This window comes from Synechococcus sp. RSCCF101 (assembly GCF_008807075.1).
GTDB lineage: Bacteria > Cyanobacteriota > Cyanobacteriia > PCC-6307 > Cyanobiaceae > RSCCF101.
Genome location: NZ_CP035632.1, coordinates 1,902,117 through 1,915,502, shown reverse-complemented (window position 1 = coordinate 1,915,502; position 13,386 = coordinate 1,902,117). Strand labels below are relative to the sequence as shown.

At 66.2% G+C, this 13,386-nt stretch carries 8 protein-coding genes and 1 pseudogene; 4 read left to right on the top strand and 5 right to left on the bottom strand.

Features of this window, described 5'->3' with window-relative positions; translation table 11 throughout:
• Positions 1–18 precede the first annotated feature (18 nt).
• Positions 19–954: a sulfotransferase gene (locus tag EVJ50_RS09420; RefSeq protein WP_191964736.1), complete on the bottom strand. Its 936-nt coding sequence runs from the start codon at positions 952–954 to the stop codon at positions 19–21.
• Positions 955–1,172: 218 nt separating this feature from the next.
• Positions 1,173–4,943 (bottom strand): glycosyltransferase, encoded by a 3,771-nt coding sequence (locus tag EVJ50_RS09415; protein WP_150883616.1) that lies wholly within the window; start codon positions 4,941–4,943, stop codon positions 1,173–1,175.
• 98 nt (positions 4,944–5,041) lie between these two features.
• On the opposite strand from EVJ50_RS09415, the gene EVJ50_RS09410 reads away from it, so the two are divergent.
• The gene (locus EVJ50_RS09410) at positions 5,042–6,688 is read left to right on the top strand and encodes a hypothetical protein (RefSeq protein WP_150883615.1); all 1,647 of its coding nucleotides are present in this window, start codon (positions 5,042–5,044) and stop codon (positions 6,686–6,688) included.
• Here EVJ50_RS09410 and EVJ50_RS09405 read toward each other — a convergent pair.
• Complete coding sequence (locus tag EVJ50_RS09405; RefSeq protein ID WP_191964735.1) at positions 6,682–7,368, bottom strand: hypothetical protein; 687 nt, start codon at positions 7,366–7,368, stop codon at positions 6,682–6,684. The genes EVJ50_RS09410 and EVJ50_RS09405 overlap by 7 nt on opposite strands.
• Between EVJ50_RS09405 and EVJ50_RS09400 the strand changes: the two genes are divergently transcribed.
• Entirely contained in the window at positions 7,340–9,004 is a 1,665-nt protein-coding gene (locus EVJ50_RS09400; RefSeq protein ID WP_191964734.1) for a rhamnan synthesis F family protein, read from the top strand. The two genes, EVJ50_RS09405 and EVJ50_RS09400, sit on opposite strands and share 29 nt — an antisense overlap.
• A gap of 373 nt (positions 9,005–9,377) precedes the next feature.
• Here EVJ50_RS09400 and EVJ50_RS09395 read toward each other — a convergent pair.
• Positions 9,378–9,629, bottom strand: a pseudogene (locus EVJ50_RS09395) (transposase); the annotation flags it as partial.
• A gap of 256 nt (positions 9,630–9,885) precedes the next feature.
• On the opposite strand from EVJ50_RS09395, the gene istA reads away from it, so the two are divergent.
• Both istA and istB read left to right on the top strand, forming a co-directional pair.
• Positions 9,886–11,187, top strand: coding sequence for an IS21 family transposase (gene istA / locus EVJ50_RS09390; RefSeq protein WP_191964729.1), 1,302 nt, complete (start codon positions 9,886–9,888; stop codon positions 11,185–11,187).
• Positions 11,184–12,023 carry an IS21-like element helper ATPase IstB gene (gene istB, locus EVJ50_RS09385; RefSeq protein ID WP_150882038.1) on the top strand — a complete coding sequence of 280 codons (840 nt, stop codon included), beginning with the start codon at positions 11,184–11,186 and terminating at the stop codon, positions 12,021–12,023. The genes istA and istB overlap by 4 nt, the downstream gene beginning before the upstream one ends.
• A 135-nt stretch (positions 12,024–12,158) precedes the next feature.
• Here istB and EVJ50_RS09380 read toward each other — a convergent pair.
• A protein-coding gene (locus EVJ50_RS09380; protein WP_370455481.1) for an IS3 family transposase occupies positions 12,159–13,342 on the bottom strand; the annotation gives its coding sequence in 2 pieces (ribosomal slippage) (positions 12,159–13,081 and positions 13,081–13,342; 1,185 coding nt in all).
• Positions 13,343–13,386 lie beyond the last annotated feature (44 nt).

Below are 13,386 nucleotides of genomic sequence, written 5' to 3'. Positions count from 1 at the left end.
CGGCCTGCGGCGCAGGGATCAGAGGGCGAGCGGGTGGTCGAAGAGATCCGCGCTCTGCTCGATCAGGGGAGAGAACACCGCATCACAGAGGTCGCGGCATTCGTCGTCGAGCTCAATCTCCACGCCGGTCTCATTCACTTTGGACTGCACCATCGAGGTTGCCAGTTCATGGTCAATCGATAGCCCCGTCAGCTCAGACAGCTGCTGCATCACCGTGTCTGTGCGGCGCACCAGATCGTCGAGAGAGAACACCAGGAAGTTGCTGTCACAGACCTGCCGAAAGGTGGCGATGGCAGCGGCATAGTCGCTGAAGCGCAACTGCGATTGCAGCCACGCATCCCGCTGCTTCAGGGTGCCCTTGAGATCCCGGACCAAGGTCGCGTTATCGGGCTTGGGGGAGCCCGGGGGGCGGAGGTAGGAATAGCGCAGGCGGAAGGCCGAGATGAAGCGTTTCAAGGGGTGCCGTGCCACGAGCACGAAGCAGGCCCTGGAGCCCATGATCTCCTGAGCGCGGCGGAGCTGCTCTGCATCCAGCAGCATGTACTCCGGTGTGATCTCTCCCAGCCAGGGGAAATGCATCACGCAGGGCCGATAGAGATCGGTGTAGGGAATCGCCTCCACCTCATGGGCGGAGAGGAGTTGATTGGTGCGGATCTCGCATTGATCCCGTTTGCTGAGGGTCTCCGTTGTCTCCACGTCCAAACATCCATGCTGCTCGTTCAGCCGGCGGAGCTGAGCTCTGGAGAAGGTGGTGAGGGCCTCGGGTGAGCGAATTCGGTAGAGCGAGTCGAAATAGTGCAGTTCCTTGACAGGGTGCATGAACAGCCCCTGCGCAGCGCGATGGAGGATCTTGTAGAGAAGGGTTGACCCTGCCCGCTGGGAGCCGACTCCGATCAGGAAGTTGGGAGAGGAGGGAGGTGCAGCTGGTGCAGGACCCCAAGTGTTCTCAACCACAGTTGCCTGAGGCGACTTGCAACCAGCAGCACACAGCGTTATGTCTCACGGTGATTTAATTCTAACGTTACCACGCTTCTGATCCATGTTGAACGTCTTTGTGATTTGGCGGTTGATGCAACTGAGTTGCATCGGCTAGTGCATCGATGGGATGTCAGGCGCGCGGGCTCAAGATGTTAGCTAGTGACATCGTGCTCTTCTGCTCCTCTGGCGATTGCTCATAACGGTGGGCTTGTGGTTGCACTCACTGTCAGGCGTTTTAGTATTGATGTGAGCTCCTCCACGCTGCCGGGTCGAAGTCGATCCCCGTTTGTGCCGTGTTCAATCGGCTCGGCCAAGGCGCCGATATCGCTGGCGATCACCCAGAGGCCGGCGGCCAGGGCTTCACGGGTCACCAGCCCGAAGCTCTCAGGCCAGATCGATGGAGCCACCAGCACATCCTGGCCCGCGTAGAAGGCGTCCATCCGATTCATGGCCACAGGCGGGATGAAGCGCACGGGTGTTCCCCCCCAGCTGAGGCCATAGCCCGGGTCATCCTCCTCAAGGCGGTGGTCCACCACGGTGATGGCGGCGGCCTGCCCCAGGGCGGCGCGCTGCACGGCGGCGCGGAACACGGGGTAGCCCTTGTGCACCGACATGCCTCCGATCATGCACAGGCGAACGGGGCCGGATCGGTCGGCTGGTTGCCGTTTGTTCGCACGGGCCGCAACCGGTTCCGGCACGGTGTTCACCCGTACCCCCACATGGGCCACACCGGCGCGGCGGTGCAGCTCGGCGAACCGTTCCGACACGGCCAGGCGCTCCTGGGCACCGGCCAGCAGATCGAAGAGATCACGGCGACGCTGCAGGGCCGCCTGGCGTTCCTCCTCACTGGCGTCGGGGTTGAGGCCGCTGAGGGGATCGGCGGGATCCACCGAGCGTCCATCGGGAGTGGTGAGGAACTGGCGTTCGCTCAGCCACCAGCCGTCGTGCAGCACCACGGTGTAGGGAATGCCCTGCTCGAGAGCCACACGCAGGGGAGCCGCAGTGAGGATCTGAATGGAGTGGGCCTCGATGGCATCGAAACCCTCCCGGTCGAACCAGTCGCGGCAGAAGCGCTCCACCTCGCCGTCGTGGTGCCAGTTCCAGGGTTTGCCAGGCACCCCGAGCCGCACCACCCGGGCCCCGTGCCAGTGGTGCACATCCAGGGGCATGCCCTGCGGCCCCGGTGAGCCCTGCCAGGGGTCGAGGTCCACACAGAGCACCGTCACCTCCGGTGCCTGATCCCCCTGAGCCAGCAGCTGCCGCACCCGGTCCTGAGCCACTCGCGTAGCCCCGCCAACGGACTGAGGTGCGAAGAAGCAGTTGATCAGCAGCAGCTTTCGCCGGGCCGGGGGGGGCTCAGAGCCGGTGGGGCCATCCAGCTCGCGCCAGAAGCGCTGGCCCACCTCCGGTCCGAACAGGGTGAGGGCGTGCGCATGGGCCCGCTGTGCCAGATCGATGCGGGCCTGGGGATCGGCGATCAGGCTCTCGATCGCCGCCACCCACTCCTGCCGCCCCGTCGCGAAACGCACATGCTCACCCTCGCGCAGATCGCCTCGATAGGTGGCCGTGGGGCTCACCACGGAGGCCAGGCCCATGAGGCTGTATTCCATCCACTTGATCGCACTCTTGGCATCGGTCACGATCCCCGGCTCCAGTGGGGCCAGGCCGATGTGGGCGCGGCTGAGGTGGCGGAGATAGGTGGGGTAGTCGCTGAAGGGAACGCTGCGGATCCGGGAGGCGTCCACGCCGTGCAGATGCTCGGGCCATTCCACGCTGCCCACCAGATCCAGCTGCACGTCGCCATGGCGTTGCAGCAGCTCCTCCAGGGCTGGAGCCAGCTCCTCCACCCACACCTGCTTGTGGGCCAGCGTCCCGCTGGAGACGAGCAGGCGCAGGGGAACGGCGGCCTGGCGCTGAGTGATGCGCGGTGCCATTTCCGACGCGTCTCGCCGCAGCACCGGCGGCGCCAGGTTGGGCAGCACATGAATGGGCTGACGCCCATCGGGATGCAGTTGTCGCCAGCGTTCGGCCAGGGTGAGCGTGGACACGATCAGGCCATCGGCCAGCTCCATCGGAGCGGAGAACAGGGGCGCATCCATGGCCAGGCCCCGGTGCAGCTCCGCGGAGATGGTGCCCCCGTAGCTGGCGAGGGGGGGCGGAAAATGTTCCGCGTCAAAGATCAGATCGTCGATGTCGACCAGCACCTCAATACCCAGCCGGCGGGCCATCTCCATCGCCCGCAGCACGGGGTAGGTGCCGGGCTGGCGGCACACCACGAGGCGATCGGCCCAGAGCAGGGCTGAGGCCACGCCCCAGGTGTCGCAAGCGCTCACATCGAGGATCAGCACCTCACGGTCCATGGCTTCCAGCTGTTCGCGCTTTTGCTGCACCCGATAGAGGAAGCACTGGGGCAGGGAGGAGCTCGCCAGAAGCAGCCAGCGCCGGCTGGCGCGGCGGCGCGGCGGGAGCGGGGCCAGGCCCGGGGGATTGAGGCTGGAGCGCGTCAGTTCCGCCAGCAGGGCCAGGCCGTCGCGGCGCAGGCTCTGGGCGGCGCTGATGGGGCCGGAGCGCTGGGCCAGGCGGCCGGTGTCGTCGAGCACGCGCGTGTTGAGTTTCCAGAGCAACTGGTCGAGCTGCTCTCGGGCCCGACTGCTGCGTGGCCTGAGTCTGAACAGTCGCAGCAAGTGGTTTGCGGCGCCCCGGGCCGAGGCCAGATCGTGGGGCAGATGCAGCCCGGCTCGGCCGAGGTCGCAGCGGGCCAGAGCCGCCCGCACGCGATCGGAGCGATTGGGCTCGGGGATGGTGTCCAGGTGATGGCGCGCCACCAGATCCCGTCCCTCGGCCAGGGCCAGCAGGCCGAGGCGTTCCTGCAGCACCTGGTCCTGAGGCGTGTCCAGAACCAGGGAGGCACGGCCCATCTGGAGCAGGGCGTAGGCGCGGTCGGGCCTGGAAAACACATTGGCCAGCACATCGGCCAGCGCCAGCAGCAGGGGCCAGCGGGCGGGTTCCACGGGCTCTGTCTCGCCGGTCGGTGCTGAGCCATTGCCCGGCAGATGATGCACGGCCGCCATGGTGAGGGCGTCGATGCCGCCGGCCCAGAGCCCCTGCTCCGCGCCGGAAAAGGGCAGCCATAGGCTTTCCGAAAGGGCCCCGGCCAGCCCGGCAGGGTTGATCATCCGGGCTTCCCCCGGGGCCAGCAGCACCGCCAGCCCCAACAGGGTCAGGGGCACGCGGGTGCTCAGCGGACTGGGCCGGGCGGCCTGTTCCGCACCCTGCCGGATCGCTCCGGCCAGACGAAGCACATTGCCCCAGTCACCGCAGCAGGCCAGGGTCACGGCCAGCTCCAGCCAACCCGTGAGGGTGGCTTCTCCCACATCACCGGAGGCCTGCAGCCGCACGATGGCCTCCGCCGCCGCCTGGTGGTGGCCGCTGCGGGCCTGGGAGCTCACCTGGAGGGCATCGAGGTGGCGCCGCAGCCAACGGTTGCCGGGAAGCCGCGTGGCGGCTTCGGTGTAGGCGTCGATCGCGCCGGCGGCATCGCCGAGCTGCTCGCGGGCCCGGGCCAGCTCCAGCCAGCCGTAGGCGAACTCTGGCTGCAGCTGGGTGCAGCGCTCCTGGGCCGCCGCTGCAGGAGCCCATGCTTCCCGCGATGCCAGGGCGCGGCCGAGGAGGTGATGGGCGAAGGGAAAGTCCGGCGCCTGGCGGGCCGCCCGGCGCAGCAGAGGCTCGGCCTGGTCGGGCTGCTTCAGCTCAAGGCAGGCCCGACCGCTCCAGTAATCGAGCATGGTTCCCAGGCCTTCCGCTCCGTCGCAGAAGGGGCGCTGGCGCTGGATGAGCAGCTGGAGCTCCTCCCAGGCTTCGCGTCGTTCGAGCTCCGACGCGAGCTGCTGCAGCGGCTCCGCTGCTCCGGGCTGCTGGTCCAGTTGCTGCCGCCATTGATCTGCCGTTCCCGCTTGGGTCGCCATCGATCGCCATCGGCACGGAGCGATCTTCTCACCAGCTCCTGCCTGGTGCGGCAGGGCCTGGCACGCCTCGTAGCCTCAGGCGGATCCAGTTCACAGCCATGTCGGAGACCCTGAGGGCCTACCTGCTGAACACCTGCCGGGGGCTTGGGATGGAACCGGTGCATCTCGCCGGAGATGAGGCCCGGGAGGATCTCCTCACGGCGCTGCTCAAGGAAGCGATCCGTCTGCGGGACGAGCAGCAGACCGAGGCCTCACTTGAGCTGCTGGACGCCGCCGAGGAAGCGGGCATGCAGAGCGGCTGGATTGCCGACAACCGTGCCCGGGCGCTGCTGATGCTGGAGCGGCGGGCGGAGGCGCTGGCGATCTGGGAGACCCTCGCCGCCGATGGGGACGACGAGGGTCTGCGGGCGATGGCCACCCAGATGGCCGCGCAGCATCGCCAGGACACAGCAGACCAGGACAGCAGCGAGCTCACCGGGGAGCTGAAAGCTGCTCTGGATGCCGCCATCGCCCTGCGCGAAAGCGGTCAAGCGGAGGCGTCGCTGGCGATGCTGGAGGGCTGCCTGGAGCAGGGGCAGCGCAGCCCCTGGCTGGACGACAACCGTGCGCGGGCCCTGCTTGCCCTGGGACGCGGTGAGGAGGCTGCCGCGATCTGGGAGAGGTTGGGTGCCTCGAGTGATGGAGCGGCAGCGGAGGCCGCCCGGTCCATGCTGGACCTGCTGGAGCGTGATCGCGTGCAGGTGCTGCGGGAGCAGCTGCAGCAACTGGCCGCGGCGGCAGGGAAGCGGCTGGAGCGTGTTGACGCTGCGGAGGCTTCCCGTTTCGCGGATCTCGAGCGAGCGGTGCTGGAAGAAGCGATCCAGCTGCGCAGCGATGGTGCGGTGGAGTTGTCGCTGCAATTGCTGGAGGCAGCGCAGACGGCGGGGATGCAGAGCCCCTGGCTGGACGACAACCGTGCTCGGGCACTGGTGATCCTGGAACGGCAGGCGGAGGCGCTGGCGATCTGGGAGGGCCTCGCCGCCGATGGGGACGATGAGGTGCTGCGGGCCATGGCCAGCGAGATGGCCGTGCGTCAACGGGCTGCGTTGCTGGAGTCGCTCTGGCGCGATCTGAATCAGGTGCTGGAGAGCGAAGGGCAGCCGGCACAGCACCTTGTGGATCCTGCTCCAGAATCTCTCGCGGACGTTGAATTGCCGCTGCTCAAGGAAGCGATCGGCCTGCGCGAACGGGGAGACACGGCCTTGTCCCTGCGGCTGCTGGAGGCAGCCGTGGCGGGCGGTCTGCAGAGCGGCTGGATCGACGACAACCGCGCCCGCGCGCTGGTTGACCTGGAACGTTTCAGTGACGCTGTGGCCCTGTGGGAACCCCTGCTGGCATCTGAACAGGCCCCACTGCGCGATGCCGCCGCCGCGATGCTGGAGCTGTATGGCGAGCGTGGCCGGGTTCAGGCCGTGTTGGCCGATGTGGAGCAGGCTCTGAGCGATGCGAGCAGCTCCGAAGACGGGTTCGATCGTGCCGCGCAGCTGCTCACCGATGCGCTGGTGGAGCATCCCGGCTGCGAAGTCTTTGTGACACGCCTGCAGGAGTTGGCGACGTCCAAGACGTCCAATCGGAATGAACCGGTTGAGCCGGGAAATGATTTCCCGGAGCTCCGGCCCCACCGGATGGCCCTGGCTGGATTTGATGCCTACCTGAACGCTCTGGAGAGGAGGCGTCTGGCGGCCTCAGCCGCCGAATCTCAATGAACGGCTGAGGCTTCGCGCTCTTTCAGTGCGGCTTTAATTAACTGGCGGACCCGTCGTTGCTGGTGTTCATGGGCTGACAACAGAGCTGTTTGTTCTCTGCCCAGCAAGAAGTAATGCTCCAGCTCCTCCTGGACCTGGTGCAGCTGAAGCAATGTGAGCTCGGCTTCCTCGCGGGCATCCCTGGTTGCCGTCTCTGCGGCCTGCAGCTGCTGCTGCAGTAACTGACGCTCGTTGTTCCAACTGGCCTGATCCTTGATGGAGGCAGCGGCTTTGGTTGCATCAGCTTTCGATGCCTCAAGTTGTGCTGTGAGATCGTCCACCTGCTTCTGCTTGCCCTGATTCGCCAGAAACACCTGCTCCAGTTCTTCCTGGACCTGGTGGAGCTGAAGCAGCGTGAGTTCGGCTTCTTCGCGGGCCTCTTTGGCTTCGGTCTGCGCTGCTTGCGCCACGGTTTGTAAGGATGTGAGCTGGGCTCTGAGCTCATTGCGCTCAAGCTCAACGGCTGCGTGTTCGTCCTGATCGGCCTGCGTCGCGCCAGGATCACCTGCCTCAGGATCGGGCGCCGTGCCGCTAAGGCGTTGCAGCTGCAACGCCAGCCCGCCGCTGATGAGGCTGAGCAGAGCCACGGCGCCGATCAGAGCGAGATCCAGGATGGACAGGCTCTCCAGGCTGATTGGCATTGAGAGTGCGACCGTTGGCGTCATTGTGACAGTGCCGCTTCGGCTGCATCCATTGGTGAGGCCACACCCGACCGTCCGTGCGCGCTGGCTCTGTCGGCTGACCCCGGACGAGCTTGCTGTCTGGCGCACCGGTGCTCTGGATGCTGCTGCCGCAGCTGCAGGCCTGGTTGGCTGGATCGTGCCGGTCGGGGTGAACGGCACCGGCGCGCTCATCGGACCGGCCTCTCCTGGAGAGGGCCCTCTGCCTTCGGCGCCTCTGCTGCAGTTGCAGGCTCCCCTGACGCCAATGGCTGAACGAGAGCTGGTGACTCAACTGCGGGGCTGGTGGCGCCATCGGCGGGCCCTGCACCTGTTCGGCCGGCCCCTGCTGGTGCTGCAGGGCTGCGATCGGCTCAGTCATGCCGTCTTCGGGCTGCAACGGTTGCGCCACGCGGCAGCGAATCTGCTTGTGCTGCGAGGAGAACCGGGGGGTGCTGCCGACGCCCTGGAGCATGGTTTTGATGGCCAGGTGCAATGGCTCTCCCAGCCGGGGCCTGAGAGGCCCTTCCCCTATTTGCAGCATCTGAAGGCGGCCCACCACCGAATGGATACCGGCGGTGGGGTTTGGCTTCCGGCGGTCCAGGCTGTGACTACGCCAATGGAGCCCTGCTTCAAGGGCGCTTCTGCCGAGGCCTACCGGGAGTGGCTGGCCCAGGCCAGCGCCTGGAGCCTGCTCCGGCACGATGGCAGCCCGGACGCACCGGTGTGGATCGAGAGCTGGAGCGGCCATCAACGCTGGAGCCCTGTCGGCCCACCAGATCCAGCTGCTGTGTCGCCCTCGCTCACTCGTGAGGACCCCGAGTTTCGAGGCTGGGGTGAGTGCAGAGCCGAACACCTGGCTGTGCTGGTGCACGGCTTCTATCTGGACCGGTTGGAGGCCCTGCTGGCTGGCCTGCCCGCCGCAGGGAATCAGGAGGGGTTGTCTGAGCTGGATCTGTACCTGAGCACACCATTGGATCAGCTGGATGAAGTCGAGGAGCTGCTGCAGGACCTAGGTTTGCCGCGCGTGCGGCTCTATGGTGTGGCCAACCGCGGGCGCGACATCGCCCCCTTCTTGTTGCAGCTGCTACCGGCTGCACTGGAGCGAGGGCACACCGCTTTCGTGAAGCTGCACACAAAGCATTCCCCTCATCTGGATCACGGGGAGGACTGGGGGCGGCACCTGACGAACGCACTGCTCGCCGTCGACGTGATCGATACCCTCCAAGCAAGGCTTGAGGTGGAACCGGATCTGGGTCTGCTGGCCCCTCCCGGCACGCTGCTACCTACTAGCGTTGAGTTGCATTCCAACTGGCCGCACCTGCTGACCATGCGCCAGCGCAGCGAGTTTTCAGGGCAATGGTTGCTCCAGCAGCGGTTTATCGCTGGTAGCATGTTCGCCGGACGGGTGCAAGCTCTAAGGCCACTGCTGGACCTTGGGTTGCATTTGCAAGATTTTGAGACAGAAACCGGGCAGGTGGATGGTACTCTTGCTCACGCTATTGAGAGATGGATCAGCTTTGTGGTTCTATGGCAGGGTTTCCGGTTAGAGGCCCTGCCGGGCAGTGCTCAGGCGGTGCCTCGATTCGGATATGGCTGGATCAGAGACAATGATTAGTGTCAGAAGTCTCCTCATTTTCCAAGCAGGTTCATGCGAGATTAAGTCCACATTCTTCAGTTAGGAGGCTGCTGAAAAGCCCAGATGCCCGACAGTCCGGTGCTCAGGTCCGACAACCAGAAAACCAGTTCTTTTGGGATTAGCCAGACGAGCCAGGGACCTCCCTGCTTCTCTTGACCCCATCAACATCGGCTTTCCGGCCATGAATCCGAGAGGCCGTGCAGTTGTTCAGCAGCCTCTTAGGGAGACTCTTGGGAAACCAGGGCGATCCAGGTGATAATTGTCCTGTGATCTCACGCTAGGAGTCTGTTGCGCGTAGACCAGCGGACAGTCTCACCACAGGCTCAGGCGAATCCTCCCAGATTCCAGTGGCCGTCCCGGAGATTTGCGAGCAAAGTCTCTGGAGCTTCTCCAGGATTGAATCGGCCGCGGCGGTCCAGTTGAACGGGGCCTTGGTCTTGTTGTAGGCCGCCACGAACTGCTTGATCTTGGCGACCAGCTCCTTGACGCTGGAGAAACTGCCGCGCCTGATGGCCCGCTGGGTGATGATGCCGAACCACCGCTCCACCTGGTTCAGCCAGGAGGCGTAGGTGGGCGTGTAGTGGACGTGGAAGCGGGGCCGCTGTGACGTGACCCCCTTTATTGGTCCAGGCCTTATGAGAGTGGGTGGTCATGGTCATGCGGCAGCTCCCTGTTGTCAGCCGACAGGAGGAAAGTCACCAGATCCGACACGAAAAGGTCCTCACTCGGAACCGGTGACTCCGCCATCCATCCCTGCCCCCAGGCTCACGCCAGCCGAACGGATGCCTGGTTCGGCGGCCCCCATCACTGCTGCTGCCAGGAGCACTACAGCCAGGGCAGACCGCCGAGGCGAGGGCGCGATGGAAACACCCCAGGAGGTGGAGCGGATGCTGCAGCTCCATGCCCGCGGCCTCAGCCAGCGAACGATCGCCCATGAACTGGGCTGCTGTCCGCGGACCGTTCGCCGCTATCTGCGCCAGGGCGGCTGGCAGCCCTACGGCCAGCCCCGGCGCAGCCGGCGCCTCGATGAGCAGATCGCCTGGCTGCGCGAGCAGTTTGAGCAGCATCGCGGCAATGCCGAGGTGCTCCGCCAGGAACTGCTGCGGCAGAAGGGCATTGATGTGTCCCAGCGCACGGTGGAACGGGCCGTGGCGGCCTGGCGCCGCGAGCTGCGGATCCGTCAGCTGGCCACCGTGCGCTACGAGACGCCACCCGGCCGGCAGCTCCAGGCCGACTTTGGCCAGTGCGCCGTGAGCATTGGTGGGGAGCGCCGTCGGGTGCACCTGTGCGTGCTCACGCTCGGCTACTCGCGCCGTCTGGTGGTGCGGCCGTACGGCCATGAGCGGCAGGCGAACTGGCTGCAGGCGATGGAGGAGGCCTTCCGACACTGGGGCGGCATTCCCGAGCAGGTGCTGGTGGACAACGCCCGCGCCCTGGTCCGCCGGCACGATCCCGCCAGCGGTGAGCTGGTGTTTCATCCCACCTTCCTCGCCTTTGCCGAGCACTGGGGGTTCACGCCCCGTGCCTGCCGCCCCTACCGGCCTCGCACCAAGGGCAAGGACGAGCGAGGGGTGCGCTACGTCAAGGGCAGCGGTCTGGCCGGACACACCTTCCGCAGCTGGGGTGCCATGGAGGCCCATCTGGCCTGGTGGATGCGCGAGGTGGCGGATGTCCGTCGTCACGGCACCACCGGAGAACGGCCCCTGGAGCGGTTCCAGCGGGACGAGGCCAGTGCCCTGAGGCCGCTGTGCGGCAAGCCCTCGTTCCTGGCTGAGCGGGAACAGAAGCGAGTGGTGGCCAAGGACTGCTGCATTCAGCTGGAGGGGAACTGGTATTCCGCTCCCCAGCAGCTGATCGGCCAGCGGATCACGGCGCAGGTCCGCCATCAGACGGTGCGATTGCTGCACCGGGGCCGGATCGTGGCGGAGCACCCACTCCAGAGCGCGAACCACCGCTGCCGTCAGGTGATCAGAAGCCACTGGCAGGGCCTGCTGCCGGCCGAGCAGCTGCAGCAGGCACGCGCTTCCCTGCAGCCAGCCATCCCCGACAGGTGTCAGGCGACACCCGCTGTTGGTCCTCCGGCGACACGAGCGGTGCGCACCTCCAGCCTGGCCCGATCCCTGAGCGACTACGCCGCCGTGCTGACGGAGGTGGAGGCATGAACCGCAGCCGCACCACCACCGCACCGCTGGAGAGACCGGCGGAACTGGCCGCCCTGGTGGCTGACCTGGAGGCGATGCTCACCCGCCTGCGGCTCACCGCCATCCGCGACCGCCTCGACAACCTGCGGGAGGCCCTGGCCTGGCTGTGTGGTGCCGAGGTGAGCCGCAAGGACCAGAGCCGGTTCGAGATGGCCATGCGCCTGGCCCGTTTCCCATGCGTCCGGACGCTGGGGGGATTCGAATTCGAGGCCCAGCCCTCGATCGATCCCGCCCAGATCCGGGAGCTGGCCACCTGCCGCTGGATCGCCAACGGCGACAACCTGGTCCTGCTCGGCCCACCCGGGGTGGGGAAGACCCCTCTGGAGGTGGCGCTGGGACGGGAGGCGATCCGTCTGGGCCACAGCGTGCTGTTCTGTTCCGCCGCCGAGCTGATCGGCAGCCTGGCGCGGGCCCAGCAGCAGGGCGAACTGGCGCGGCAGCTCACGTACTACGGCAAGCCGAGGCTGCTGATCATCGACGAGCTGGGCTATCTGCCCCTGGAGCACGACGCCGCTTACCTGTTCTTCCAGCTGATCTCCCGCCGCTATGAGCAGGGCAGCGTGCTGATCAGCTCCAATCGGGCGGTCACGGAGTGGGGAGAGGTGTTCGGTGATCAGGTGGTCGCCACCGCGATCCTCGATCGCTTGCTGCACCACAGCCATGTGCTGACGATCCGGGGCGACAGCTACCGGCTCAGGGAAAAGCGCCGATCGGGCCTGATCCGCTCACCGCAGGCCACCGCCCCCAGCTCCGGAGCCAACAGCAGTGCTTCCCCATCCCCAGAAGAGAAGTCCTGAGGGCGGAACCGTCACCCCACCTGGGGCAACCGACTCTCAGGACCAGTCACCAGTCACCAGCCAACGACCAACACCGATGAGCACAACGAACGACCGCTGCACAGCAGCCATCAGCACCAAGCAGACAACAGACCATCAGCCCACGGAAGGGTCGCTGACCGCCGCATCCAGTGAGGACTTTTTCGTGTCGGCAGTGAGGACTTTCCGCATGTCGGTTGACACCTGTTGAGCTGCCTCCAGGGGCGTACGCCCCTGGAGGGCCGAATGCGGCCTGAGTGAGTTGTACTCCCAGCGCCAGCGGTCGGCCAGGATCTGAGCCTCAGGAGCCGTGGTGAACAGCTCGGTGTTGAGGAACTCATCCCTGAATCTCCCGTTGAACGACTCGGCAAAGCCGTTCTGCCACGGGGAACCTGGCTCGATCGTGGCCGTTGTCGTGCCGCTGGTCCTGCACCAACGCCGTAAGGCGTGGGCGATGAATTCAGGGCCGTTGTCGCACCGGATGAACGCCGGTGCCGGGTAGAGGCTGGTGAGTTCCTCCAGCACGGCCACCACGTCCCTGGCCTTGCAGCGCCTGCCCACCCGGATGGCCAGGCAGAGGCGGCTGTGCTCATCGATCACGTTCAGAAACTTGAGCCGCCGGCCATCGGCCGTGGCATCGAACTGGAAGTCCATGGCCCACACCTGGTGGGGATGCTCGGCCTGATGGCGACGCACTGAGCCGTCCGCTGGCCGTGCCCGCTTCTGCTTTCTGGGGGTGGGCCGCTGCAGACCCTCCTCCCGCCAGATCCGTTGCACCCGTTTGTGATTCACGCTCCAGCCCTCGCGCCGCAGCACGCGGTGGGCCATCCGCCGGCCCCAGCGGATGTGCTCAGCGGCGATCTCCCTCAGCCGGTGCCGCAGCTTGGTCTCCTCGACCCCAGGGGCCCTGCCGCCATGGCGTTGGGTGCTGCGGTTCTGACCCACAACCCGGCAGGTGAACCGCTCCGATGCCCGGTAACGCTGCTGCAGGACGACCACCGCCCTGCGCCGGCGTTCCGGGCTCAGAAGCTTCCCTCGGCAAGATCTTTGAGCATCGCCTTCTCCAGCTCGGCTTCCGCCAGCAGCTTCTTGAGTCGGGCGTTCTCCTTCTCCAACTGGGTCAGCCGTTTGGCCTCCTCGGCCTGCATCCCCCCGAACTGCTGCCGCCAGCGGTGGTAGGTCGGCTGCGTCACCTCGATCACTCGGCAGACCTCGTTGACGGTCTTGCCCTGGGCGATCAGCTGCTCTGCAGTCTTGAGCTTGCGGATGATCTGCTCTGGAGTGTGACGGATTCGTTTCATGGTGAAGTCCCCGGCCCAGTCTGGCCGGTTGAGGACTCTCATTC